This window comes from Vibrio sp. Vb0937, from assembly GCF_033338855.1.
This window is the reverse complement of record NZ_JAWOTK010000008.1, coordinates 56,974-81,720: the sequence shown is the minus strand read 5'-3', so window position 1 is coordinate 81,720 and position 24,747 is coordinate 56,974. Positions and strand designations below refer to the sequence as shown.

Here is a 24,747-nt window from a genome sequence, read left to right as displayed (position 1 = left end):
TTTGCGCAATCGTGGAATAAAAGTAAAATTGGCGAGTAGCTTTAAATCTGTACATGTATCGATAGGAGTATGTATGAAGCAAGTCAGCCGTTCTGCGCTTGTGTCTTTTAGCGCCGAACAGATGTTCAATCTGGTTAATGATGTTGCTAAATACCCTGAATTTCTGCCTGGTTGCTCGGGCTCTAGAATCATTGAGTCTTCGGGGAATGGTATGGTGGCTTCTGTCGATGTGGCGAAGGCTGGAATCAGCAAAACGTTTACGACTTCAAATGAGTTGATCCCCGGTCAGGCAATTATGATGAACTTGGTGGATGGCCCGTTTAAGACGTTGCGTGGTGGTTGGATTTTTACCGCGCTAGATGAGCAAGCTTGCAAGGTTGAACTAAAGCTTGAGTTTGAATTCTCAAGTAAAATGATTGAGATGGCCTTCGGTAAGATTTTTAACGAGCTTACTAGTAATATGGTAAATGCATTTACTAAACGCGCAAAACAGGTCTACGAGTGTTATGAGTATTGAGTCAGATATGATTCACGTTGAGGTTGTCTATGCTCTTCCTCATGAACAGCGTGTATTTAACTTAGTGGTAAATAATCACGCAACGGTAGAAGAGATCATTCGACAATCCGGTGTATTGGAGTTGTACCCTGAAATTGATTTGTCCAAGAACAAAGTGGGTGTGTTTAGTCGTAACGTGAAGTTGGATGTGACCGTTCGAGATCGAGACCGAATAGAGATTTATCGTCCGTTACTCGCCGATCCGAAAGAGATTCGCCGTAAACGGGCGGAGCAGGCTAAAGCCGAGGGAAGTGCAGACCCAGTCACCGGTGGCAAGCCTAGTTCTGTACGTAAAAATAAGCAGGATTAATATAAACCCAATAGCTCATGTGAGTTACTCAAAGTTTGACTAACGTGATTTCTATATAATAAAAAACCTCCCAAACGGGAGGTTTTTTGCAAAAGTCAGTTTACTGAATTTGCTCGTAAAATGCGTCACTTTTTGGAAAGTCACCACTGATGTCTGCGAGCGTGCCTTGGTCATTAAAGTTTACAATCAGATCTTTCTGTACTGGTTCGCCATGGCCAGGAGTATGATGATAGATGTAATACCAAGTGTTTGGATAGCCGTTTTCAATAAGCATTGGCGACCCTAATACGAAGCGAACCTGTGCTTTAGTCATCCCAAACTTTAATTTATCAACCGCACTTTGTTCTACATAGTTGCCTTGGTTGATATCAATACGATAAACCAGTTTTTCCAATACCGAACATCCTGTCAGCAATGTCATTGCTAATGGTACGGCAACTAACCACTTCTTTAATTGCATAATAATTTCTTAGTAACCTTTAAAATACTGCGCTGATAATAAACAAGCTCGACGCAGATGTAAAAAGCTATGCGTCGTATGGTAGACAATCTGACAACGAATTTTGAGTTGAGTTGCATTTATTCACCGATATTAGGCGGTAAATGTCACCACATGACGTATTAGTTAGGTGACGAAGAGCACATTTCAATCGGAGGTAGGGTGATGGACGCTTTCAGCGGTGAGCCAAGCCTAGTGACTCGTTAGTCGGTTTTGGCGAATTCGCGTAATGCATCACCTGAAAAACGATAATACTCTTTTTCATGAATTAGTGTTGCACCAATTGAGCGGTAAAACTGACCTGCGGTAGGGTTACTACTTTCAGCTGTCCAGTCCAACCTTTGGCATCCACACTTGATCGCCAAAGATGCCAGATACTTCATTAACTTGAGACCAACCCCTTTTCCTCGAACCTTCGAAGATACGAACAGATCTTTTAAGTACATCTGCCCTGAGAGTTTTGGGGCAGGGAACATGACGGTATAAGATGCAAAGCCTACGACGTCATCATTATCGTAAACCGCAATGATATTAACACCAGAATGTTCAGAGAAGACTTGGCTCTTTAGATAATGGACCAGATCGTGTTTTGATGAAGCTTTTTCTTTGAAGTAGTAATGTTCTAACTCAATAAAAATAGGGATGAGATCTAAGCAGTTGGTTTTGTGTATTGCTCTGATATCCATATCTCATCCCTTGTCGATCTATTAAGCGGCGATAAGCAGTTCTTTTGCGTTTGCCAACGTTGAGTCGGTTATTTGACTACCACCAAGTAAGCGAGCTAATTCTGCCACACGTTGTTGTTCATCTAATGCGTGCATTTGGGTTTCGGTTTGGCCTGCTTTGGTTTGCTTAGCAACAAACATTTGTTGATGGCCGCATCCGGCAACTTGAGGGAGGTGAGTGACACACAATACTTGAGTAGATTCGCCAAGCTTGCGTAGCATTTTGCCCACTACGGCAGCTGTTGGGCCACTAATACCTACATCCACTTCATCGAAGATTAAACTTGGTGTATCTACTTTCTGAGCGGTGATCACTTGGATCGCTAGAGAGATACGTGATAGCTCACCGCCTGACGCAACTTTTGCTATAGGTTGCAATGGTTGTCCCGGGTTGGTCGATACTAAGAAGCACACGCTGTCCATGCCAAGCGGCGATGGGTGCGTGTTGTCATTGCTAACTTCGATACTGAATACTGCTTTCTCCATGCTCAATTCGTGCATGCTTTGTGTGATCAGTTTGTTCAGTTCTTTTGCGTAACGGCTGCGTGATTTGTGCAGTTTTTCTGCTTGTGTTAGAAAGCTTTGGTACTTGTGTTCTACTTCTTGAGCAAGCTCATCTAAACGTTCATCGGAGCAATCTAACGCTTCTACTTGGGCCAGAAGATCTTGATGATGTTGGTATAGTTCTTCTGGCATTACGTGGTGTTTACGAGCTACAGACATCACTTTAGAAAAACGTTCTTCTACATAAGCCATACGAGCAGGATCAACATCGATGCCATCTAAGTAGCTGCGTAATTCATTCTTCGTTTCTTCAAGTTGAATCATCGCTTCTGACAGCATGTTAGGTAGCTCAGATAGCTTTTCATCTAATTCGGCTAATTGAATTAGGGAGTGATTGGCCGATTGCAAAATACCAAGCGCATTGACTTCTTCACCTTCGTAAATAAGTTCGATGGCTTGCTGACAGGTAGTGGCGAGTTCACCACTGTTGGATAGTCGTTTGTGCTCTTGCTCGAGCTCTGCAAATTCTTCTTCACCTAGCGATAACTCATTCAGTTCTTTGATTTGGTATTCAAGCAACTGTTTTTGCGCCTGGTTTTGCTGGCTATTTTCTTTTAGCTGCTTGAGGTTATTATCCGCCTGACGCCAATGCTGGTAAGCACTTCGTGTGCTTTTTAGTAGGTTTAAATGCCCAGCATATTGGTCGAGCATGGCCATTTGGTGCTCACTTTTCATCAATTGATGATGAGCGTGCTGCCCATGGATATTGATAAGTAGCTGCCCTAGAGATTTGAGTTGTGATAGTGGAACAGGGCTGCCATTAATGAAGGCTCTTGAGCGGCCTTCTTTTGTGATAATACGACGCAAAATACACTCACTGCCATCTAGCAGATCGTTATCTTCTAACCAACGTGTTGCATGTAAGTTGTTGTCCAATAAAAAAGCGGCGCTAACTTCGGTTTTCTCTTCACCTTGTCGCACCATGCCGGCATCGGCTCGTCCGCCTAAGCAGAGCCCTAAAGCATCGATAGCAATGGATTTACCCGCGCCTGTTTCACCTGTAATGGTGGTCATGCCCTTAGAAAGCTCGAGTTGTAAAGACTTAACAATCGCAAAATTATTAACACTTAGATGAGCCAGCATTTTATTTACCTGTATAACTGAACAATACTGTATAAGAGAACAGTATATACTGTTTCTTTATACAGTAAAGTCAGGTAAGGAAAATTTTCTTTGTAGGCTGTTTTTTTGTGATGAAGTGGGAAAAATGAGCCGATGTGATTACAACGACTCATTAAAATTGAACAGGTTACGGACGAGTTGGGTTAATCGTTAATGGTTCTAGTGTGACGACTGCATTCACACCTGCACCTGGGTGATCCACGTATGAAGTGTCTTGCATTAGAGTGTAGTAAACGTCGACGAAGTCATCATCATTCGTGAGTACACCATCGGGGATAGTGTCGATGATCTTGTTCGTGATTTGCGGAATAATCGCATAAGCCTGAACTTCTGGATCTGGAATCGCTTTCAATACTTCTTCGGCAACTTGAACAAGGAGTTTTGCCAATTGTTTATAGTCTGTGCCGTCATCTTGCTCCATGAGCACAATGTCTGCCGCACCCCAGCGGTAACGAGACCAGTGAATAATGATCTGATTTGGATAGTAATCTTGGTTATCGTAGTCTAAGTATGGAAGCTCCACCAAATCGAGAGTAGGTTCATCACGACTTGGATTGACGCCCGTTACGATAGCGTAGATTTCTGCCTTGCCAGAGATCCAAGGTTCTTTGTCATCGGCTAGACGGATCTTTTTCAACTGCGTGGTTTGAATTGGAGCCGCTTCGCCCACTGCGCTACTTGACAATAACGGTGTATTTTGGCGTTGTTCATCAGCAATATATGGTTGAACTAAAGCTGGTTGACCGAGTTTTTTCATCTCAGCTTGCATAGCTTGCAAGCCTGCTTTTAGCTCTGCAGAGCTATTGTTATCAACGACAAGTACAGGTACTTCAGGGAGCTGGTAAACATCGAGTTGATGGATGTTGCCATAAACATCAAATGCTTCGATGTATTGCCAATTCTCATCATCACCACTTGGTTCAAACGCAAATAATGGCTCGACCTCGCCACTTTGCCATGCTGTTATCATGGCTTCATTTGCCAAGCGAACTTCTAACAACTGATCTGAGTATTCAGAAATACCTTTCCAGCTACGAATTTGAGTGTCAGCTTGTACAAGCTGGCGGCTGAACTCTGAGTTAGGGTTTTGCTTAACAAATGCTGATACAGACACGTTAGTCTGTTGTGGAGTAATATCTCTTCTCAACATGGGTTCAATGGCAGCATAGTTCTCACTCAATTGTTGAGCTAGGGCACGCTTCGTCTTAGTGATATCTTCCGCTTTTGCGTTGGATACACTGTTGACTTGCGTTTCCTCTGATTGGCAGCCAATAAGTGCTAATGTACTGAGAACAGACAGAATGATGGTTTTCTTCATAATATGTCCTTTATTGATTGTATGAAATAGAGTTAATACTCTATTCATGGTGAGAATATCACCGGACATAGATCATTGAATTTGCTTTTCTATCTTTTGTGTAAAGTTTGCCCACAGGATCAAAATTTATAAGCTTCTCTTTAATGATGACAAATATCGTGTCGCCTCACTACTTTGTGTCTATTTCTTGTCTAAGAAAGCCAAAAGCCAGTAGCAATTAAGCTGCTGGCTTTTTTATTGAAGTTATTGCCCTGAGTAACAAGTGTTAGAACAATTTACTAGACCAGCCAAGCTTATTCCGTAAGACGTGATAGTAGCTGTAGTCTTTTGGATGGATGAGCTTTAGTACATTTGGACTTTGATAGATGTGAATTTCGTCGCCAGGGGTAACTGGAAGTGAGACTTGTCCATCACAGCTAACTTCTTGTGTTCCACGGTTTTCTGGTGATACCACCAATTTAATTCGACGTTTTCCATCAACCACCAAAGGTCGACTCGACAATGTATGAGGGAACATTGGCACGAGTGAAATGGCATTCAAGCTAGGAGAAAGAATTGGGCCGCCGCCAGAAAGTGAATATGCCGTCGAGCCAGTCGGAGTGGAGACAATCAAACCGTCGGCCCGTAAAGAGAAGGCGAAGCTTTCATCAATATACACTTCAAATTCAATCATATGAGCAATTTGCCCTGGGTGAAGTACGGCTTCGTTTAGCGCAGCGTTATGGCTCTTTATTTGTCCGTGGCGGTGTACTTCCGCCTCTAAAAGAAAACGTTCCTCTTCAATATACTCACCGTCGAGTACCGCTTGCAGAGACGCTTGGAAGTCGTCTGGGTTCAAGTCAGTTAAGAAGCCCAAATTTCCACGGTTCACGCCTATAACTGGCACATCAAATCGGGATAAAATTCTTGCCGCACCTAACATGTTGCCATCGCCACCAACCACAATGGCTAGATCGGCATTTTTTCCTAGTTCAACTAAGCTAGCAAACTGACTCTGTGGGATATCATCCAGTATTGCGGCAAGGCGATCGTCAATGAATACTTTATAGCCCTCAGAGGTCAACCATTGGTACAACTCTTTATGAGTTTGAATTGCTTGTTGATCTCTTGGTTTTCCGATAATCGCGATCACGTTACATGGATTTTTCATAGCATTTCCGCATTAAAGAGGCTTGAATCAGGAATCTTCATCCCCATAATAATGGCAAGTCACCTAAATATGCGAATTTTTATGTGGTTAAAGCCCGCAAAAACGCGCATGGCTTTAAGGGCATTATGTTGAATTCTGGAGATATCATGAGCAACGAAGAAAACAAAGTTACAGAAGAAGAGCTTGATCAAATCATCGAAGAGGCTGAAAAAGTAGAAGCTGAAGCACAAGAAGTTGAAGCTGAGCTTGAAGAGCTTGGTGATGAGACAGACGCTAAGATTGCTCAACTAGAAGCGGCACTATTGTCTAGCGAGGCAAAAGTAAAAGAGCAACAAGATGCGGTGTTGCGTTCTAAAGCTGAAGTAGAAAACATGCGTCGTCGCACTGAGCAAGAGATCGATAAAGCACGTAAGTTTGCGTTGAACAAGTTTGCAGAAGAGCTGCTTCCTGTTATTGATAACCTAGAGCGTGCAATTCAAGCGGCAGATACAGAGAATGAAACTGTGAAGCCGTTCCTAGAAGGCGTTGAACTAACCCATAAAACGTTTGTAGACGTTGTAGCGAAATTTGGCTTGAAAGCAATCAACCCTGAAGGTGAAGCATTCAATCCAGAGTTCCATCAAGCGATGTCGATTCAGGAGAGCCCTGATCATGAATCAAACACTGTTATGTTTGTTATGCAAAAAGGTTACGAACTAAACGGCCGTGTGATTCGTCCGGCAATGGTAATGGTTGCTAAGTAACTTTAACTCCCTGTTTTTTAAATATAAAAGCGCCCATCATTTTTGATGGGCGCTTTTTTGTTTTAAACATAAATGACTGCATCGAACTTCGTTGTATATCGATAAATGAAAATTTGATCCCCTTCATATTTTTTCCTATTGGTTAATTATTTTCCTATAGGAGATTTTCTCTCATCTCGCTGCGTGTTTATTAACGGGAAGGGCTATAAGTGATTGTAATCATTCGCTGCGTGAATGTTTGTTCTGCATAGGAATGTAAATATAGTCATTTTTTCTAAAACAATTTCGTTAACAAAAATGTAAATTATCACTTTATTTTGTAACTTTGGTGTGTATGATTTGCGACTAATGCTTTAAAAGTAAGCATATATAACTACAAAAATGTAAATAGCAAACACAACATATCGGAGATTTATAATGGATAAATCGCTTTCTAGTAAGATTTTTATAGGCTTGTTTGCCGGCCTTGTGCTGGGGACAGCAATTCAGTACTTATTTAGCGGTATTGCGATTTTTGATACATACCTACTTGGAGCTGCAGAAGGTGTTGGCGGCATGTTCGTCTCACTGATCAAATTGCTTGTTGTTCCTTTAGTTTACGTTTCAATCGTATGCGGCATTGTTGACTTGAAAGACATCAGTGCATTTGGTCGTCTTGGTGGAAAAACTTTTACCCTTTACATTCTTAACACCATCATTGCGATTACGGCGGCTTTGACTGTCGGCTTGATCTTCCAGCCAGGAGCGGGCGCTAATCTAGCAGGAACGGTATCTGAGGCTGTACAGCTGACAACGACAGAGACGCCGGACATTTTCTCTTTAGTTGTTAACATTGTTCCTAGCAATCCTGTACAAGCGTTTGCTAGCGGCGACATGCTGCAAATCATCTTTATGGCAATTTTGACGGGGCTTGCAATTCAAGCTTTGGATTCTCGTGGTGGCCCAGCTATTCGCACATTCAAAATGGCAAATGAAATCATGATGAAATTGGTTGGATTAGTGATGAGTCTTGCACCATATGGTGTGTTCGCACTAATGATTCAACTAGGTGCAACGCTAAACGCCAATACATTAATGTCCGTTGCCGGTTACGTGGCTTTGGTGGTTGCGATGTTGGTGTTCTGGATCTTCTTCTTCTACCCAATGGCAGTGAGTATTGCGACAGGAACTTCTCCAAAGACTTTCCTACGTGCAACTCGTGAGCAGATTCTTTTCTCTCTATCTACCGCGAGCTCAAACGCGACTATCCCGGTAACGATGCGCACACTGACAGAAAAGCTTCAGGTCTCTAAATCGGTTGCTGGCTTCGGTGTACCACTGGGCGCAACGATGAATATGTCTGGTGTGTCTATCTATATTGCTCTAGCAACGATGTTTGTTGCGAACGCTTTTGGCCAGCCAATTAACACCGCAGACATCTTCACACTTGGCTTAACTATTCTTCTGTTATCTATTGGTGCTGGCGGCGTTCCTGGGGGCGGCGTGGTAATGGTAGGTGTTTTGCTTCACCAGCTAGGCTTACCACCTGAAGGTTTGGCAATCATTGCAGCGGTCGACCGTATTAATGATATGTTCTGTACATCATCTAACGTTGTCGGCGACACGGCAGTGAACACCATTGTTGCAAAAACAGAAGGTGAGATAGGTAAAGAAGAAGGTGTTGATGCTGAGCCTGCTCAAGCGAACGCCTAATACCTTGAATCATTTATTTTAACCCTAATATTGAAGCGAGCTCTTATGAGCTCGTTTTTTATTTAGGAAGAGTCGGGCATAAATAAATTTATCTGGGAAATGACGTTTTGTTGCGCTACAGCAGTGTGACGAGTTCCCAACTAATCAGAAAGAAACACATAAATTTCGAAAAAAGACGCTTTTTTTTAATTCTGCCCTTGAAAAGCATTTTGCCGCCCTTATCTATGTGGCATAGAGAAGCAAACATTGATTATTTTTGTTTGTGAGCAAGGGTTGAAACCCGATTCTCCTCCCCCCACATTGGGGTTATAACCAAACGAAAATAGAATTTATTCGGAGATAGCCAGATGGGTAAAATCATTGGTATTGACTTAGGTACTACTAACTCATGTGTTGCTGTATTAGACGGCGACAAACCACGTGTAATTGAAAACGCAGAGGGCGAACGTACTACTGCATCGGTTATTGCTTACACTGACGGTGAGACGCTAGTAGGTCAACCAGCGAAACGTCAAGCAGTAACTAACCCAGAAAACACGCTATTTGCAATTAAGCGTCTAATCGGTCGTCGTTTTGAAGACGAAGAAGTTCAGCGTGACATCGAAATCATGCCTTACAAAATCGTTAAGGCTGACAACGGTGATGCTTGGGTAGAAGCGAAAGGCCAAAAAATGGCAGCTCCTCAGGTTTCTGCTGAAGTTCTTAAGAAAATGAAGAAAACTGCTGAAGACTTCCTTGGTGAGGAAGTAACTGGCGCAGTTATCACAGTACCTGCTTACTTTAACGATGCTCAGCGTCAAGCGACAAAAGATGCTGGCCGTATCGCAGGTCTAGAAGTTAAACGTATCATCAACGAACCAACAGCAGCTGCGCTAGCTTACGGTCTTGATAAGAAAGGCGGCGATCGCACTATCGCGGTATACGACCTTGGTGGTGGTACATTCGATATTTCAATCATCGAAATCGATGAAGTTGAAGGCGAGAAAACATTCGAAGTTCTAGCAACTAACGGTGATACTCACCTAGGTGGTGAAGACTTTGATAACCGTCTAATCAACTACTTGGTTGATGAGTTCAACAAAGAGCAAGGCATCAACCTTAAAAACGACCCACTAGCAATGCAGCGTGTTAAAGAAGCAGCAGAGAAAGCGAAAATCGAGCTTTCTTCTACTTCTCAAACAGACGTAAACCTACCTTACGTTACTGCAGATGCAACTGGTCCTAAGCACATGAACATTAAAGTGACTCGTGCAAAACTAGAATCTCTAGTTGAAGACCTAGTACAACGCTCTCTTGAGCCATTAAAAGTAGCTCTAGCTGACGCTGACCTATCAGTAAACGACATCACTGACGTAATCCTAGTTGGTGGTCAGACTCGTATGCCAATGGTTCAAGCGAAAGTTGCTGAGTTCTTTGGTAAAGAAGCGCGCCGTGACGTAAACCCTGACGAAGCAGTAGCAATGGGTGCTGCAGTTCAAGGTGGTGTACTTGCTGGTGACGTTAAAGACGTACTACTACTAGACGTAACTCCACTGTCTCTAGGTATCGAGACAATGGGTGGCGTGATGACTAAGTTAGTTGAGAAGAACACAACTATCCCAACTAAAGCGAACCAAGTTTTCTCTACAGCGGAAGACAACCAGAGCGCGGTAACTATCCACGTTCTACAAGGTGAGCGTAAGCAAGCGATGTACAACAAGTCTCTAGGCCAATTTAACCTAGAAGGCATCCAGCCTGCACCACGTGGTATGCCACAAATCGAGGTTACTTTTGACCTTGATGCGGATGGTATCCTACACGTGTCTGCGAAAGACAAGCAGACTGGTAAAGAGCAGAAGATCACTATCCAAGCTTCTGGCGGTCTAAGCGATGAAGACATCGAGAAAATGGTTCAAGAAGCAGAAGCTAACAAAGAAGCGGACAAGAAGTTCGAAGAGCTAGCGACTGCACGTAACCAAGCTGACCAAATGATTCACGGTACTCGTAAGCAAGTAGAAGAAGCTGGTGAAGCGCTACCTGCAGAAGAGAAAGAGAAGATTGAAGCAGCAATTTCTGAGCTAGAAACAGCACGTAAAGGCGAAGACAAAGAAGCTATCGATGCTAAAGTTCAAGCACTAATGACTGCTTCTCAAAAGCTGATGGAAATCGCCCAACAACAAGCTCAAGCGCAGCAAGCACAAGGTGCTGACGCAGGTGCACAGTCTAAAGAAGACGACGTTGTAGATGCTGAGTTCGAAGAAGTTAAAGACGACAAGAAATAATATTTCTTAACCAGATGGCTGCTTAGCCATCTGGGGTCGATAAGACTTCGTGTGCGGGCGTTTGGGGCAACTCTTACGCCCGTCTGTTTGTAAACGCTGTCTTTCTAGTTAAGTATGTTGCAGACAAGTGCACTTACCTAGAACGATACAAACACCAAGCGGTGAATCGATGCCGTTTGTAGTAATTAACTGGTGACGAAGAACATGTCAAAACGTGATTTTTACGAAGTATTAGGCGTAAGCCGTGATGCCTCAGAGCGCGATATCAAAAAGGCGTATAAGCGTCTAGCGATGAAATTCCACCCAGACCGAAACCAGGGTGATGATTCTGCGGCGGACAAGTTTAAAGAAGTAAAAGAAGCGTACGAAGTTCTGACCGACCCTCAAAAGAAAGCGGCGTACGACCAATACGGTCATGCTGCTTTTGAACAAGGCGGCGGTGGTTTCGGTGGCGGCGGCTTTGGCGGCGGCGGTGCTGATTTCGGCGACATCTTTGGCGATGTATTCGGTGACATCTTTGGTGGTGGTCGTCGTGGCGGTGGTGGCCACCGTGCCCAGCGAGGTGCTGACCTACGTTACAACATGGAATTGACGCTAGAAGAAGCGGTTCGTGGTGTAACGAAGGAGATCGAAGTACCGACACTAGTACACTGTGATACTTGTGATGGTAGTGGCGCGAAGAAAGGTTCATCTGCTGAAACATGTGGTACCTGTCATGGTCATGGTCAAGTACAGATGCGCCAAGGCTTCTTCGCAGTGCAGCAAACCTGTCCTACCTGTCACGGTAAAGGTAAAATCATTAAAGACCCTTGTAATGAGTGTCATGGTCAAGGTCGTAAGCAGAAAACAAAAACACTTAATGTTAAGATCCCTGCAGGTGTTGATACTGGCGACCGTATTCGTCTATCTGGCGAAGGTGAAGCGGGAGAAATGGGAGCACCTGCTGGCGACTTGTATGTACAAGTGCACGTGAAAGAGCACCATATCTTCGAGCGTGATGGCAACAACCTATACTGTGAAGTACCAGTAAGCTTTGCGATGGCAGCTCTAGGTGGTGAAGTTGAAGTACCAACCCTAGATGGTCGCGTAAGCCTAAAAGTGCCTTCAGAAACGCAAACAGGTCGTATGTTCCGTATGCGTGGTAAAGGTGTGAAAGGCGTTCGCGGTGGCGGTGTTGGTGATCTTATTGTTAAGTTGGTTGTTGAAACACCAGTAAACCTAAGCTCACGCCAAAAAGAACTGCTCAAAGAGTTTGAAGAGTCTTGTGGTGGTGAAGCGGCGACAAAGCACAAGCCTAAATCAGAAGGCTTTTTCAACGGTGTGAAAAAGTTCTTTGATGATTTAACCAGCTAAGACGTTAGTGAAAAGCACAAATACAAAGGCCTGCTAAAATGCAGGCCTTTTTGCATCTCGGTGTTCTTCCTAATTCCAGCAATCACTTGGTTCTTCGACATTTGTTGACGTTAAAGTAATCGTTTTAGAACCAGTCAAGCACTCGTCGTCGTCTTGTCCCAGAGACGATTTTGCTGTTGCTGTAATGGTATAGGCCGTACTTGCAGAGCTCGCAATATCGAAAGAAAATCTATTTGTGTCTGAGTCACATAGAGTGCATGTGCCTCCAGAGAGAATATGACTCCAGTCGTACCCACCATCATAAGATGTCTCTAGCTCTAGCTGAATTCGACTAAGATCGCTCAAGGCAACCGTCCTATGAGACTTGATTCCATGATTAGTGTAAGAGGGGTAGGCGACTGCAGCAATGATCCCGACAATCACGACAGCTATCAGTAATTCGATCAATGTCATCCCTCTCAATCCTTTTTTGTAGCCGTTACAACGAGAAATTCGAATCATCACGAGTAGTTTCCTTTTCACTTTTCCGCCTATTTTTGGCAGGTGATAGCATCTGTGCAAGATGAATTACGGCCCTTTTGCCGTTTACATAGGAATTTGGGAAATGCCTCGCGGGTTTACGTTGTTGGAGCTTCTTATTACTGTTGCTGTACTGAGTATTATATTGGCGTTTGCAGCTCCAAGCTTTAGCCGTGTTTCACAAACTGTGCAAATGCAGCGATTGGCAACTGAATTAGCTGGTTTTCTAAGCCAAAGTAAGTCCGAGGCGGTAATGAGAAATCAAAAGTTATATATACATTTCTCCATGGCTAAAAACGTTGTTGTCAGTCAAGGGGCATGGTCTCTACAGTTAACTGACTCAGCTAGCGGCTCAGGGGGAGTAATCTTAAACCTTTCCGGCTCTGCCTACTCTGAATTATCTTTGAAGCACAGCTACGATAATCAAAAAATAAGCTTCGATGAGGTCCGTGGACGACCCCAAGGAGGAAATATAGAGTTTTTCCCAACCAATGCTCAAAACATAAAACTACAAGCAAAGCTCTCCAACCCTCCCGGAAGGATTAAAATTTGTAGTAACTCTGGAGCTAAGTTATATGATTACCGTCAGTGCTAACAAACGTTATCAAATAGGTAGCTCTTTAATCGAATTGATGATTAGTTCTTTAATTGGATTAATTGTCCTTAGTGTAGTGGGCTCTATATTCTTGAGTTTACAAAAAACAGCAAAGGAAAAAAGCTTAGAGCTAAATTTATTGCAAGGTCTGAATATCACTTTATCTGTTATGAAAGAAGATATTCAAAGAGCAGGTTATGATGGTGGGAACGGTAGTTCACTCAAATTATCCGGAGCTACAGGAACCATAATGCTGAGCGGCGCCTCTTCTGTAGGGCTTGTGTATTTTAAAGAGGACTCAGCTGCCAATGAAGACTATCGAAATATTAAGTATGAGAAGAGAGATACTCGGTTTTTTATATGTGAAAAAGGCGTTGTGTCTCAAACACAAATATTATCTTTTGATGGTGTAGATTTTTGTCGTTCTCTATTTGATGATGATATTTTCCAAGTTACCCAATTCACCGTTAGTTCAGAAACAGTGACTAATGGAGGAAATGTAAGTTCGGTCACGAGCGTTAAGTTAGGTTTGAAAACGATTGATGGAGCCTTTAGTGAAGTTGCGGAGTTTTCTATCAAACAAAGGAATTGGCAATGACATCTAAATATAGCTATTCCGGTTATACCACTTTGCTTGTGACTTCTATACTTTTATTACTTGCTTTAATTGCATCATTAGCATCATCCAAAGGTGTATTTTTTCAAATAAAAGTTGCGCAAAACGAAATAAAATCTCGACAAGCACATTGGTTAGCGGAAGGAGGTGTTGAATGTGCATGGGCGCAATTTAGAGTTAATAATATTGTACCTGCCGTAATAACAGATTGTGGCTCAGGGCTTTGGACTATTCCGAATTTTACGAGTACTTCCAATGGGTATTTGGTTACTTCTAATGTTGGATTTACAAGCATTAGTAAGGAGATTATTTTGGGAGGTAACTTGAGTTATGGTGCAATGCAGTCTAGTGCCGACATTTATTTTCATTCTAGTGCAACGTTCTCTACTCCAGACCCAGGGGAATTGAGCAGCGATGGGTGGGAGTGTATTGCGTTAAGGTATAAAAAGCGCTTTTACTCCTCTTCAGTTGATAATAAAGGCGTAATTCATGGAGAGTCTCCCTATGCCGATTTTAACAACCCTACAAATAAAGATTGTGCAAACACGACGGCAAACCGTCATCTCTCATCTAGTGTTGGCGGGGTTGGTGCTGGTGATGATTTTACTCAAGATACAGATTTAAAGCCATTTGAATCCTTCTTTGGAGTAAAGGCTGAAGAGCATAACGATGTCCGAGATAATGGTGTATTTCATGTTATGACGGGCTCAGTGGCTGATGGTATACCTAATTGTGGTGCTGCTTTAACAGCAGAAATTCAGTCAGGGAAGCATCATTTATGGGTGGAAGGGAGCTGTGAAATCAAGCAATCGGAATACAATGATTTAGTGAATGCTACATCATCGACCAATGGCGTAACAGTGCTCATTCATGATGGTCTTTTCTCCGTGATGGGACCACCGAGCTCCGGCGCTACATCAAATAAGTTTAAAGGGGTCTTGTTTCATTTCAATCATGATTATACCCCGACAACAGCGGATTGGGTTGGGTTCGAAGCCAATGCTCACCTAAATCATGTGCCAAGTGTTGTAGAAGACTCATACAGGACAATAGCTTCTTATTATCAGCATGGTTCTTTTACGGTATCTGGTGGTCAATATTTTGATAGTGAAGATCAGGCAGCGGTTTTCTTCGATTCTTTGGACTTTAGATACAATAAAGATGTGATAGACAATTCAAGGAATGCGCATGCAATTCCTAGATGGAAAAAAGGCTCTTGGAATGATCTCTAAACAAAAAGGTTTTAACCTTCTTGAAGTTCTAATTTCTTTTCTGCTTATCGGTGTTGGGGCTCTAGGTTTAACTAAGCTAAACGTGTATCTAGAACGTGAATCTGAATATGCCATAAAAAGTATTGAAGCACTTCGTCTAGCAGAAAACCAGCTCGAATGGTTCCGGACGCGTGGTGCTTCTGCGGCGATGTCTACCATCACACCTGCAAATTTTGCTTCTATTGCAACAGGCTCTTCTGTTACTGGATCTTATGTCGTCGAGTGGGAAGTTCCAGCTGCCACGGTTTCAGGAACACTGAAAACTATCACCATTACCTCTAGCTGGAAGGATAGAATCGGCGAGATGCGATCAGTTCAGCTTAAAACGATGATCTCACAATACAGTGAATTCGAAAACTAAGTTCAATTGCATACATGGGCTGAGACAAATGCGGGTGTAATTCCTGCTTGATACCGGATTTGTCACGGTTAATAAATGGTTTTTGAACTGTTAATTGAGTTGATGTGCTACTGTTTTTATTATGTTTAATTGAAGTGGTGTTTTTGCAAAATATGTCTCCAATTATGAAAAAAAATCTAGAACCTTGTGCTTTCTCCATTAGTGTTTACTAGAATACTCGTTGGATAGTAGGTCGTTATAATTATTCAAATAGGCCTTGGCACCAACATCATTCACTATGGAGTTACCATGAGTAACCAAGCTGTAAATAAGGCACCATCATCGAAGCCGAGCGGGATGGAGCGCTTTTTAAACTTTATCGAGAGGACAGGTAACAAAATTCCTGATCCTGCGATTTTGTTCTTCTGGGCATTGATCATTACTTGGGCGGCGTCAGCACTTTTGTCGAATGTATCATTCGATCTTCCAAACCCTCGAACGGGCGAAGCTCTTACTATCACCAACTTACTTACGGGCGAAGCGCTAGCAAGTTTCCTTGCTAACATGGTGACGACGTTTACTGGCTTTGCGCCACTGGGTATCGTACTTGTCGCAATGCTAGGTGTGGGTGTTGCAGATTCTTCGGGCTTTATTACGACGGGTCTTAAGAAGATGCTGAACTTCACGCCAGCTAAGCTTCTTACTCCAATGCTTATTTTGGTTGCCATTGTATCGCATACTGCGGCAGATGCAGGCTATGTTCTGGTTATTCCTCTTGGCGGTATTATCTTCCATGCGGCAGGTCGTCACCCTTTAGCAGGTATTGCGGCAGCATTTGCAGGTGTATCTGGTGGCTTCTCTGCAAACTTTATCCCTTCAGGTATCGATCCGCTATTGGCTGGCTTTACGCAAACTGCGGCGCAGGTTCTTGATCCTGAATATGTGGTTAACCCATTAGCGAACATCTTCTTCACTGGCCTATCCTCTATCATTATTGTGGGGATTGGTTGGTACGTGACAGAGAAAATCATCGAGCCTCGTTTATCAAAAATGCCAATTGATGATGATGCGGAAACCGCGCCAAACCTAGGTTCATTTACTGAACTGGAATCAAAAGCATTCCGTTATGCAGGTTGGGCAATGATGGCGGGTATTGCTTTACTTGTTGCAGCGTTAATTCCAGAAACATCAGCACTTCGCTCGCCTGAAGGTGAAATTACTGCCTTCTCAGCACCGATAATGAAGTCTATCGTGCCGTTGATCTTTATTCTGTTTATCATTCCTGGTTACGTTTACGGTAAAGTGTCTGGAACGTTCAAGACCAGCAACGACATTATCAAAGCGATGGCTGATACTATGTCAACCATGGGCGCATACATTGTTATGTCATTCTTCTGTGCTCAGTTCCTATCTGCATTTGCTCAGTCAAACATCGGTACGATGCTAGCGTTGTATGGCGCAGAAGGCTTAAAAGCGATGAACCTACCAGGTGAAGTGACCATCATCGGTATGATCCTTCTAACCGCGTCTGTAAACCTACTTATTGGTTCGGCATCGGCAAAATGGGCTTTAATTGGTCCAATCCTAGTGCCAATGCTAATGGCGGTTGGTATCTCGCCTGAGCTGTCTCAGGCGGCTTACCGTGTGGGTGACTCTGTATCGAACATCATTTCGCCTCTAATGGTATTTTTCCCTCTTGTTGTGGTTTACTGTCAGCGTTATGTGAAGTCGGCTGGTATCGGTACGCTTGCGTCACTAATGATGCCATTCTCGATCGCAATGCTGATCGGTTGGTCTATCTTCCTAGTTGCTTATTGGATGGTAGGTATCCCGCTAGGCATTCAAGCTCCTTACACTTACACAATGTAAAAACGTGTAGGGTGTGAAAGCCACTAATTGGCAGCCGAAAAGCGCAGGTCTTCGATCGGCGCTTTTTTGTTCTCGCACAACAAACATCGATAGGTCTTGTAACTAGGTTTTTTGGGGTTGCAGACTTTGTCCCGTGATGTGTTGCTGTAGTGAAACCGAAGTTGGTGATAAAATTCCTGACTTCAATCGTTTTTTGTTTCTTTGGAGCCTCCTTTGTCTAACCATCCGTTTTCCCCTCAAGATGAATTGTTTATGCGCAGAGCGATGGAGCTTGCTGAGCAAGCAGAAGCTGAGGGGGAAGTACCTGTTGGCGCAGTGCTTGTCAAAGATGGTGAAATTATCGCTGAGGGGTGGAATCGCTCTATTGGTACTAATGACGCTACCGCACATGCTGAGATCCAAACGCTGCGTAAAGCAGGCCAAAAGCTAGAAAATTACCGCCTTCTGGATACGACGTTATATGTAACACTTGAGCCATGCCCAATGTGTGCCGGAGCCTTATTGCATAGCCGCGTTAAGCGGGTTGTTTTTGGAGCGCCAGATTTAAAAGCTGGAGCAGCAGGAACAGTGCTTAATTTGTTTGAAAGCCAAGCCGCTTACCATTACGCCTTAGTTGAAAAGGGGCTGCTAGAAGATGAGTGCCGTACTCAGCTACAAGCGTTTTTTAAGCGCCGCCGAAAGGAAATTAAAGCGAAGAAGCAAGCACAAAAAGCATTAGAAAATGGAGAGAGCGAACAAGGTAGTAGGAGTAGTGAGAGCTAGCAAACACCTACAACGTGGTAGATGTTTGCTTGGACGCACTAGTGATTGACTAAATGTACAAAAACACGATTACGTGAACTTACTTTCTTTTTCATACATGTCAGTTTACGTTTACGTCGGATAGCAGCTACTGTGTTATTTAAACGCTTTGACTGCACTCTACGTCTTCTCATATTCAAAACCTCCTGCAGACAAGACTTATACCAGTAAAGTGCGGCTCATCGATGCTTGGCAATAGGCTCGATAATCGCACTAAACATTGTATGGTTTAAACGTTCTTCATTTGACTTCTGCATTGCACAGAGCCAGCAAACAATTTCAATACGATGCTTAATAATAGGAGTGACGTTATTTCGGCAGAGTGTAGCCGAAAGCGCCGCTTCATCAAGTGAGCTAAACCATGTGGTTGTAAAGTAATCTGTTACAAAGCAATCAGTTTTACTAACGATGAAGAAAAGGCGACCAACCAAAGGAATGGTTGAGTGTGGTTGGTGTCACTCAGAATATTGGAGTCTAGATAAGTTTTCGTTAGGACTCAACAAAAATGACGAGCTTCATAGGCTCGTCATTTTTTAGTTTACCGCGGGTTTATTCTTCAATGCTTTCTTGTTCGGTGTCTTCTTCAACCGTGACGTCAGAAGCGCCAGAGACTTGTTCTACGACGGTCTCTACTGCGCCCGATATCAAAATGTCGGGGTTGAGCGGCGGAATCACTTGTAAGTCATCGCTATTCTCATCAATCGCTGGCTGTTGGCTGACATGACCAATGATGGATTGGTAGTAACGTCGAATATTTTCTACGTAATTACGCGCTTCATCGCCTCTGGCGTACCCATAGCGAGTTTGGCTGTAATAGCGCTTCTGACGCAGTAAAGGCAGCCTATCTTTTACATCGGCCCAAGCGTTCGGATCGCCACCTTGTGCTTTGGTGAGTCGTCGTGCGTCCATCATGTGGCCGTAACCAATATTGTATGAAGCTAACGCAAACCATATTTTTTCATGCTCGTTAATGCTATCAGGCACGCGACTTACAATACGACGTAAGTACTCGACACCACCACGAACAGATTGCTCAGGGTCTAAACGGTTTGTTACCCCGACGCTTTTCGCTGTTGGCAGAGTAAGCATCATCATCCCCCTAACACCCGTTGGCGATTTTGCTGTTGGTTTCCAGTGTGACTCTTGATAAGCCAATGCTGCAATTAATCGCCAGTCGAACTCTTCGCTGTATTTTTGGAATAAAGGTGCCCATTTAGGCAATTTGTCATCCAGAGCTCGAATGAATGCGCGAGTATCAACGTAGTCAAATGCTTCAATATGACCAATGTACTTTTCTTCGAGAGTGGACAGTTCTCCTGATTGTTTGATGTTACCGAAAAACTCTATCAGCATCGCATACAAGCTTTCGTCTTCAGAACGTCGAGTAAACCAAGACACTGGTTGATCTTCTGTAAGTTCAAACGCGAGCGCAAGATCGGGGTAAAGGCGTTGAGCTAGGGAAAGTTCTACCGAATCAGTCACAGTAAAACGTAACTCACCCGTCGATACGTATTTGAGTAAGTCTCTCGTGTCAGCATCACCAACAATTTCAAACTGAAGTTCTGGATACTGCTTCTTTAACGCTGTTAGGGTCGGAACATATTGCGATTGTTCAACGATCTTTAATGTTTGAGCGCCTGCATTTGTATCTTCGTCGGACTCGTCGTCTTTCGAGGCTTGGTATTCAATGAGTTGTTCGATATCTCGTGGTCGAAGTTGCCCTTTTTTATATACCACTTGTTGGCTTACATAATAATAGGCCGGGCCTGGTCTAAATCGTTTGACTGCTTGTGACGTTTGATTTAAACCCGTAGCGATGATATCGATATCTCCTTTCTTAAGAGCAGGAAAAAGCTCAGCCTGGCGAAAGGCTGGTTTAATCTCGAGTTTGACGCCGAGCTGTTCCGCAAACTGACGCGCCAATTCGTAATCCAACCCTGCGGGACCATCGGGACCTATGTAGTAGGAAAGCTGATTGTTTAGCGTGCCAACACGAAGCACACCACGTTCTTGAATTTTTTCAAATTCACTTTTGGGCTCCGACTCAATCTGGCAAGCTGAGAGCAAAAGAACAGAAACTAAAATTAGAGCACTGCGCTTGAGCCGGTTGAAGTGACTTATTTGCATTAATAGGTACATCTTGGAAAATTTCTATTTGCCTTTATATCAAAGCGAGCTCATGGGGCAAAGTGAATCACACACTTATAACGTGACATTGTGTGTTTTATCGACATTTTAGTTGTAATTCAAATTTGACAAAAAAAATGACGCAAACGGTTGCTTTTGGTGTTACATCACAAAAACAATTACTATATAATGCGCTCGCAATGACGAGGTGGAATCGGCATAGGTTCGACAGGGCTTATTTTAAGTGTCTGAATTTATTCCAATATCACCTTAATCAATTGCATAAGAGACCTAAGCACATGAGAATTTTGCGTGGCTCCCCAGCTCTTTCTGAGTTTCGTGTTAATAAACTACTGGAACTTTGTCGTGAACAAGATCTGCCTGTAACTGGCATTTATGCCGAGTTTATGCACTTTGCCGATCTAAAGTCAGACCTTGATGACCAAGAGTTAGAAAAACTTGAAAAGTTACTAACTTACGGCCCAACCATCGAAGAGCATGAGCCTGAAGGTCTTCTACTTCTTGTCACGCCTCGTCCTGGCACTATCTCGCCTTGGTCTTCTAAATCTACCGATATCGCTGTTAACTGTGGTCTGGATAAAGTGAAACGTCTAGAGCGTGGTACGGCTTATTATGTCGAATCTTCAGTTGTTCTATCAGAAGCTCAAGCTGACGCTGTTAAAGCGTTAATTCACGACCGTATGATGGAAACAGTATTCACAGAATTTGAAGCCGCATCAGCATTATTTACTGTTGCAGAGCCTAAGCCTGTCGCACATGTTGATATCTTAGCTGGCGGTCGTCTTGCGCTTGAAGAGGCAAACGTTTCCCTTGGCTTGGCACTCGCAGAAGATGAAATTGATTACTTGGTAGAGAACTTTACTAAGCTTGGGCGTAACCCAAACGACATTGAATTGATGATGTTTGCTCAGGCGAACTCAGAGCATTGTCGCCACAAAATTTTTAACGCAGATTGGACTATCGACGGGGTAGATCAACCTAAGTCTTTGTTCAAAATGATCAAAAACACTTTTGAAACGACACCTGACTATGTGCTGTCTGCATACAAAGACAACGCAGCCGTTATGACAGGTTCTAAAGCGGGGCGTTTCTTCCCTGACCCTAAATCTCGTCAATACACGTACCACCATGAAGATACGCACATCTTGATGAAGGTAGAAACGCACAACCACCCAACGGCAATCTCTCCGTGGCCGGGCGCATCGACTGGCTCAGGCGGTGAAATTCGTGACGAAGGCGCGACGGGTATCGGCGGTAAGCCAAAAGCGGGTCTGGTTGGTTTTACAACCTCTAACTTACGTATTCCTGGTTTTGAACAGCCATGGGAAACCGACTTCGGCAAGCCGGGTCGTATTGTGAATGCGTTAGACATCATGCTTGAAGGTCCTCTTGGCGGCGCGGCATTCAACAACGAATTTGGTCGTCCAAATCTATTGGGTTACTTCCGTACTTACGAAGAAAAAGTCACTTCTCATGCGGGTGAAGAAATTCGTGGTTACCACAAACCAATCATGATTGCTGGTGGTATGGGTAACATCCGCGATGAACACGTACAGAAGAAAGAGATTCCAGTGGGTGCGAGCCTCATCGTACTTGGTGGTCCGGCAATGAACATCGGTCTTGGTGGTGGCGCGGCGTCCTCAATGGCATCTGGTCAGTCAGCAGAAGATCTGGACTTTGCTTCAGTACAGCGTGAAAACCCAGAGATGGAACGTCGCTGTCAGGAAGTGATCGACCGTTGTTGGCAGTTAGGCGACGACAACCCAATCGCATTTATCCACGATGTGGGTGCAGGCGGTATCTCTAACGCATTGCCTGAACTTGTCGACGACGGTGAGCGTGGCGGTAAGTTCCAATTACGCGATGTACCAAACGATGAGCCAGGCATGAGCCCACTGGAAATCTGGTGTAACGAATCACAGGAACGTTACGTTCTAGCGGTAGCGCCAGAAAACATGGAAGCATTCGACGCAATCTGTAAGCGTGAACGCGCACCGTATGCAGTGGTGGGTGTAGCAACAGAAGAGCGTCATCTAACGCTAGAAGATTCTCACTTTGACAATACGCCGATCGATATGCCGATGGATATCCTGCTTGGTAAGCCACCGAAGATGCACCGTGACGCAACCACACTAAAAGTGGAAAGCCCTGCCATTGTTCGTGATGGTATTGAGCTTAATGAAGCGGTGGATCGCGTACTTCGTCTTCCTGCTGTTGCAGAAAAAACATTCCTAATTACTATCGGTGACCGAACAGTAACGGGTCTGGTTGCTCGTGATCAAATGGTTGGTCCTTGGCAGGTACCAGTAGCAAACTGTGCAGTAACAGCGGCAAGCTACGACACTTACCATGGCGAAGCAATGTCGATGGGTGAGCGCACGCCAGTGGCATTACTAGACTTTGGAGCATCGGCTCGCCTAGCCGTTGGTGAGTCACTAACGAACATTGCGGCAACAGACATCGGTGATATTAAACACATTAAACTGTCTGCGAACTGGATGTCTCCAGCGGGTCACCCAGGTGAAGATGCGGGTCTTTACGAAGCAGTGAAAGCGGTTGGTGAAGAATTGTGTCCTGCGTTAGGTTTGACTATCCCAGTTGGTAAAGACTCCATGTCGATGAAAACCAAGTGGGAAGAAAACGGCGAGAGCAAAGAAGTCACTTCTCCACTGTCGTTAGTTATCACGGCATTTGGTCGTGTGGAAGACGTACGTAAGACCGTGACTCCACAACTACGCACTGACAAAGGAAAGACTTCTCTAGTTCTTGTTGACTTGGGTAACGGCAAAAACCGCTTAGGTGCGACAGCATTGGCACAAGTATACAAACAGCTGGGTGACAAACCTGCTGACGTAGATAATGCAGAGCAGCTAAAAGGCTTCTTTGATGCAATGCAAGCGTTAGTACGTGATGACAAGCTAGTGGCTTACCACGATAAAGGCGACGGCGGTCTTTTTGTTACACTGGCTGAGATGGCGTTCGCGGGTCACTGTGGCGTAAAAGCGAACATCGCAGAGCTGGGTGATGATGCGCTAGCCGTTCTATTTAACGAAGAGCTAGGTGCGGTTGTTCAAGTTAAGAATGATGATCTAGATTCAGTTCTATCTACTCTGGCGGCAAACGGCTTAGAGGCATGCTCACATGTGATTGGTTCTGTTGAAGCTTCAGACGACTTTGTTATCACTTCTGGTGATGCAGTTGTGCTTGAACGTTCACGTACCGAACTACGCGTTATCTGGGCTGAAACAACGCATAAGATGCAAAGTCTACGTGATAACCCAGCGTGTGCAGACCAAGAGCACGAAGCTAAGAAAGACAACTCTGACCCAGGTCTAAACGTTAAGCTCAGCTTCGACGTAAATGAAGACGTTGCAGCACCGTACATTGCGAAAGGTGCTAAACCTAAGATGGCAATTCTACGTGAGCAGGGCGTTAACTCCCACGTCGAAATGGCAGCAGCGTTTGACAGAGCTGGTTTTGAAGCAACCGACATCCATATGAGCGATATCCTAACAGGCCAAGCGGTACTGGATGAATACCATGGCCTAGTAGCTTGTGGTGGCTTCTCTTACGGCGACGTACTAGGTGCGGGTGAAGGTTGGGCTAAGTCTATCCTGTTTAACGCACAAGCTCGTGAACAGTTCCAAGCCTTCTTCAACCGTGAAGAGACGTTCTCTTTAGGTGTATGTAACGGTTGTCAGATGCTATCAAACCTGAAAGAGCTGATCCCAGGTGCAGACTTGTGGCCACGTTTTGTGCGCAACGAATCTGAGCGTTTTGAAGCGCGCTTTAGTCTAGTTGAAGTTCAGAAATCTGATTCTGTATTCTTCGACGGAATGGCTGGTTCGCGCATGCCAATCGCGGTTTCCCACGGTGAAGGGCGTGTAGAAGTACGTGATGCAGAGCACCTAGCAGCGATTGAAGCATCAGGTACGGTTGCGGTTCGTTACGTGGATAACCTCGGTAACCCAACACAACAATACCCGAACAACCCGAATGGTTCGCCAAATGCGATTACCGGTTTAACAACAGCAGACGGTCGCGTAACTATCATGATGCCTCACCCAGAGCGCGTATTCCGCACAGTTGCAAATTCTTGGGCTCCGGAAGGTTGGGGTGAAAATGGCGCTTGGATGCGTATGTTCCAAAATGCCCGTAAGAATATCGGTTAATTAACCAAAGGTTAATCTAGCTTAAGTAAAGCGTTGGTTGAGAGACCAGCGCTTTCTTTTTTCTTATCACTCTTTTTTCTTCGTCGCTCTTTCTAGTGACTTGGCGAAACGTTGCTTTGTTCT

General features: G+C 44.1%; 20 protein-coding genes. 13 read left to right on the top strand and 7 right to left on the bottom strand.

Annotation, left to right across the window (positions count from 1 at the left end; translation table 11 throughout):
• The first annotated feature begins 73 nt into the window (after positions 1 to 73).
• Together R7P67_RS13015 and R7P67_RS13010 are read left to right on the top strand one after the other, a co-directional pair.
• Positions 74 to 517, top strand: a complete 444-nt coding sequence (locus R7P67_RS13015) for an SRPBCC family protein (RefSeq protein ID WP_005381641.1) — start codon at positions 74 to 76, stop codon at positions 515 to 517.
• Entirely contained in the window at positions 507 to 866 is a 360-nt protein-coding gene (locus R7P67_RS13010; protein ID WP_005383746.1) for an RnfH family protein, read from the top strand. Before R7P67_RS13015 ends, R7P67_RS13010 begins: the two co-directional genes overlap by 11 nt.
• A 100-nt stretch (positions 867 to 966) precedes the next feature.
• On the opposite strand, the gene bamE is transcribed toward R7P67_RS13010, so the two are convergent.
• The 5 genes from bamE to nadK all read right to left on the bottom strand — a co-directional run bounded on the left by bamE (position 967) and on the right by nadK (position 6,244).
• A complete protein-coding gene (gene bamE / locus R7P67_RS13005; protein ID WP_005383748.1) occupies positions 967 to 1,326 on the bottom strand; it encodes an outer membrane protein assembly factor BamE in 360 nt (119 codons plus the stop codon).
• A 242-nt stretch (positions 1,327 to 1,568) separates the two neighbouring features.
• The gene (locus R7P67_RS13000) at positions 1,569 to 2,051 is read right to left on the bottom strand and encodes a GNAT family N-acetyltransferase (protein WP_005381636.1); all 483 of its coding nucleotides are present in this window, start codon (positions 2,049 to 2,051) and stop codon (positions 1,569 to 1,571) included.
• Positions 2,052 to 2,072: 21 nt separating this feature from the next.
• Entirely contained in the window at positions 2,073 to 3,737 is a 1,665-nt protein-coding gene (recN, locus tag R7P67_RS12995) for a DNA repair protein RecN (protein WP_005383750.1), read from the bottom strand.
• Between the two features lie 166 nt (positions 3,738 to 3,903).
• On the bottom strand, positions 3,904 to 5,094 hold the full coding sequence (locus R7P67_RS12990) for a DUF3103 domain-containing protein (RefSeq protein ID WP_005383752.1): 1,191 nt from the start codon (positions 5,092 to 5,094) through the stop codon (positions 3,904 to 3,906).
• A gap of 265 nt (positions 5,095 to 5,359) precedes the next feature.
• Complete coding sequence (nadK, locus tag R7P67_RS12985) at positions 5,360 to 6,244, bottom strand: NAD(+) kinase (RefSeq protein WP_005381631.1); 885 nt, start codon at positions 6,242 to 6,244, stop codon at positions 5,360 to 5,362.
• A 146-nt stretch (positions 6,245 to 6,390) separates the two neighbouring features.
• Between nadK and grpE the strand changes: the two genes are divergently transcribed.
• The 4 genes from grpE (at position 6,391) to dnaJ (ending at position 12,293) form a co-directional block, all read left to right on the top strand.
• The gene (grpE, locus tag R7P67_RS12980; protein WP_021034134.1) at positions 6,391 to 6,987 is read left to right on the top strand and encodes a nucleotide exchange factor GrpE; all 597 of its coding nucleotides are present in this window, start codon (positions 6,391 to 6,393) and stop codon (positions 6,985 to 6,987) included.
• 417 nt (positions 6,988 to 7,404) lie between these two features.
• Positions 7,405 to 8,679, top strand: coding sequence for a dicarboxylate/amino acid:cation symporter (locus R7P67_RS12975; protein WP_005381625.1), 1,275 nt, complete (start codon positions 7,405 to 7,407; stop codon positions 8,677 to 8,679).
• 347 nt (positions 8,680 to 9,026) lie between these two features.
• A complete protein-coding gene (gene dnaK, locus R7P67_RS12970; protein WP_005381623.1) occupies positions 9,027 to 10,940 on the top strand; it encodes a molecular chaperone DnaK in 1,914 nt (637 codons plus the stop codon).
• Positions 10,941 to 11,144: 204 nt separating this feature from the next.
• Positions 11,145 to 12,293 carry a molecular chaperone DnaJ gene (gene dnaJ / locus R7P67_RS12965; RefSeq protein ID WP_005381620.1) on the top strand — a complete coding sequence of 383 codons (1,149 nt, stop codon included), beginning with the start codon at positions 11,145 to 11,147 and terminating at the stop codon, positions 12,291 to 12,293.
• A gap of 69 nt (positions 12,294 to 12,362) precedes the next feature.
• Here the strand turns inward: dnaJ and R7P67_RS12960 are convergent, their stop codons facing one another.
• Positions 12,363 to 12,794, bottom strand: a complete 432-nt coding sequence (locus R7P67_RS12960) for a type IV pilin protein (protein ID WP_262653864.1) — start codon at positions 12,792 to 12,794, stop codon at positions 12,363 to 12,365.
• Positions 12,795 to 12,897: 103 nt separating this feature from the next.
• On the opposite strand from R7P67_RS12960, the gene R7P67_RS12955 reads away from it, so the two are divergent.
• The 6 genes from R7P67_RS12955 to tadA all read left to right on the top strand — a co-directional run bounded on the left by R7P67_RS12955 (position 12,898) and on the right by tadA (position 18,265).
• On the top strand, positions 12,898 to 13,407 hold the full coding sequence (locus R7P67_RS12955) for a GspH/FimT family pseudopilin (protein ID WP_262653862.1): 510 nt from the start codon (positions 12,898 to 12,900) through the stop codon (positions 13,405 to 13,407).
• Positions 13,388 to 14,005 (top strand): PilW family protein, encoded by a 618-nt coding sequence (locus tag R7P67_RS12950; RefSeq protein WP_262653828.1) that lies wholly within the window; start codon positions 13,388 to 13,390, stop codon positions 14,003 to 14,005. Before R7P67_RS12955 ends, R7P67_RS12950 begins: the two co-directional genes overlap by 20 nt.
• Positions 14,002 to 15,255, top strand: a complete 1,254-nt coding sequence (locus R7P67_RS12945; RefSeq protein WP_005381607.1) for a hypothetical protein — start codon at positions 14,002 to 14,004, stop codon at positions 15,253 to 15,255. Before R7P67_RS12950 ends, R7P67_RS12945 begins: the two co-directional genes overlap by 4 nt.
• Positions 15,245 to 15,655, top strand: coding sequence for a prepilin-type N-terminal cleavage/methylation domain-containing protein (locus R7P67_RS12940; protein WP_213966985.1), 411 nt, complete (start codon positions 15,245 to 15,247; stop codon positions 15,653 to 15,655). The genes R7P67_RS12945 and R7P67_RS12940 overlap by 11 nt, the downstream gene beginning before the upstream one ends.
• Before the next feature lie 288 nt (positions 15,656 to 15,943).
• A complete protein-coding gene (locus R7P67_RS12935) occupies positions 15,944 to 17,503 on the top strand; it encodes an AbgT family transporter (RefSeq protein ID WP_017635695.1) in 1,560 nt (519 codons plus the stop codon).
• 213 nt (positions 17,504 to 17,716) lie between these two features.
• Positions 17,717 to 18,265: a tRNA adenosine(34) deaminase TadA gene (gene tadA / locus R7P67_RS12930; protein ID WP_213874906.1), complete on the top strand. Its 549-nt coding sequence runs from the start codon at positions 17,717 to 17,719 to the stop codon at positions 18,263 to 18,265.
• A gap of 588 nt (positions 18,266 to 18,853) precedes the next feature.
• Here tadA and mltF read toward each other — a convergent pair.
• Positions 18,854 to 20,431 (bottom strand): membrane-bound lytic murein transglycosylase MltF, encoded by a 1,578-nt coding sequence (mltF, locus tag R7P67_RS12925; RefSeq protein ID WP_031779069.1) that lies wholly within the window; start codon positions 20,429 to 20,431, stop codon positions 18,854 to 18,856.
• A 299-nt stretch (positions 20,432 to 20,730) separates the two neighbouring features.
• Here mltF and purL point away from each other — a divergent pair, with 299 nt between their 5' ends.
• Positions 20,731 to 24,624 carry a phosphoribosylformylglycinamidine synthase gene (gene purL / locus R7P67_RS12920; RefSeq protein ID WP_137281754.1) on the top strand — a complete coding sequence of 1,298 codons (3,894 nt, stop codon included), beginning with the start codon at positions 20,731 to 20,733 and terminating at the stop codon, positions 24,622 to 24,624.
• Positions 24,625 to 24,747 lie beyond the last annotated feature (123 nt).

Excerpts from the sequence above, each read along its gene's own strand:
- dnaK (WP_005381623.1), top strand. The coding sequence starts at position 9,027 with ATGGGTAAAATCATTGGTATTGACTTAGGTACTACTAACTCATGTGTT.
- R7P67_RS12990 (WP_005383752.1), bottom strand. The coding sequence starts at position 5,094 with ATGAAGAAAACCATCATTCTGTCTGTTCTCAGTACATTAGCACTTATT.
- R7P67_RS13000 (WP_005381636.1), bottom strand. The coding sequence starts at position 2,051 with ATGGATATCAGAGCAATACACAAAACCAACTGCTTAGATCTCATCCCT.
- R7P67_RS13010 (WP_005383746.1), top strand. The coding sequence starts at position 507 with ATGAGTATTGAGTCAGATATGATTCACGTTGAGGTTGTCTATGCTCTT.
- R7P67_RS13015 (WP_005381641.1), top strand. The coding sequence starts at position 74 with ATGAAGCAAGTCAGCCGTTCTGCGCTTGTGTCTTTTAGCGCCGAACAG.
- R7P67_RS12940 (WP_213966985.1), top strand. The coding sequence starts at position 15,245 with ATGATCTCTAAACAAAAAGGTTTTAACCTTCTTGAAGTTCTAATTTCT.
- mltF (WP_031779069.1), bottom strand. The coding sequence starts at position 20,431 with ATGCAAATAAGTCACTTCAACCGGCTCAAGCGCAGTGCTCTAATTTTA.
- purL (WP_137281754.1), top strand. The coding sequence starts at position 20,731 with ATGAGAATTTTGCGTGGCTCCCCAGCTCTTTCTGAGTTTCGTGTTAAT.
- bamE (WP_005383748.1), bottom strand. The coding sequence starts at position 1,326 with ATGCAATTAAAGAAGTGGTTAGTTGCCGTACCATTAGCAATGACATTG.
- grpE (WP_021034134.1), top strand. The coding sequence starts at position 6,391 with ATGAGCAACGAAGAAAACAAAGTTACAGAAGAAGAGCTTGATCAAATC.
- R7P67_RS12945 (WP_005381607.1), top strand. The coding sequence starts at position 14,002 with ATGACATCTAAATATAGCTATTCCGGTTATACCACTTTGCTTGTGACT.
- R7P67_RS12935 (WP_017635695.1), top strand. The coding sequence starts at position 15,944 with ATGAGTAACCAAGCTGTAAATAAGGCACCATCATCGAAGCCGAGCGGG.
- R7P67_RS12975 (WP_005381625.1), top strand. The coding sequence starts at position 7,405 with ATGGATAAATCGCTTTCTAGTAAGATTTTTATAGGCTTGTTTGCCGGC.
- nadK (WP_005381631.1), bottom strand. The coding sequence starts at position 6,244 with ATGAAAAATCCATGTAACGTGATCGCGATTATCGGAAAACCAAGAGAT.
- R7P67_RS12960 (WP_262653864.1), bottom strand. The coding sequence starts at position 12,794 with ATGATTCGAATTTCTCGTTGTAACGGCTACAAAAAAGGATTGAGAGGG.
- R7P67_RS12950 (WP_262653828.1), top strand. The coding sequence starts at position 13,388 with ATGATTACCGTCAGTGCTAACAAACGTTATCAAATAGGTAGCTCTTTA.
- recN (WP_005383750.1), bottom strand. The coding sequence starts at position 3,737 with ATGCTGGCTCATCTAAGTGTTAATAATTTTGCGATTGTTAAGTCTTTA.
- R7P67_RS12955 (WP_262653862.1), top strand. The coding sequence starts at position 12,898 with ATGCCTCGCGGGTTTACGTTGTTGGAGCTTCTTATTACTGTTGCTGTA.
- dnaJ (WP_005381620.1), top strand. The coding sequence starts at position 11,145 with ATGTCAAAACGTGATTTTTACGAAGTATTAGGCGTAAGCCGTGATGCC.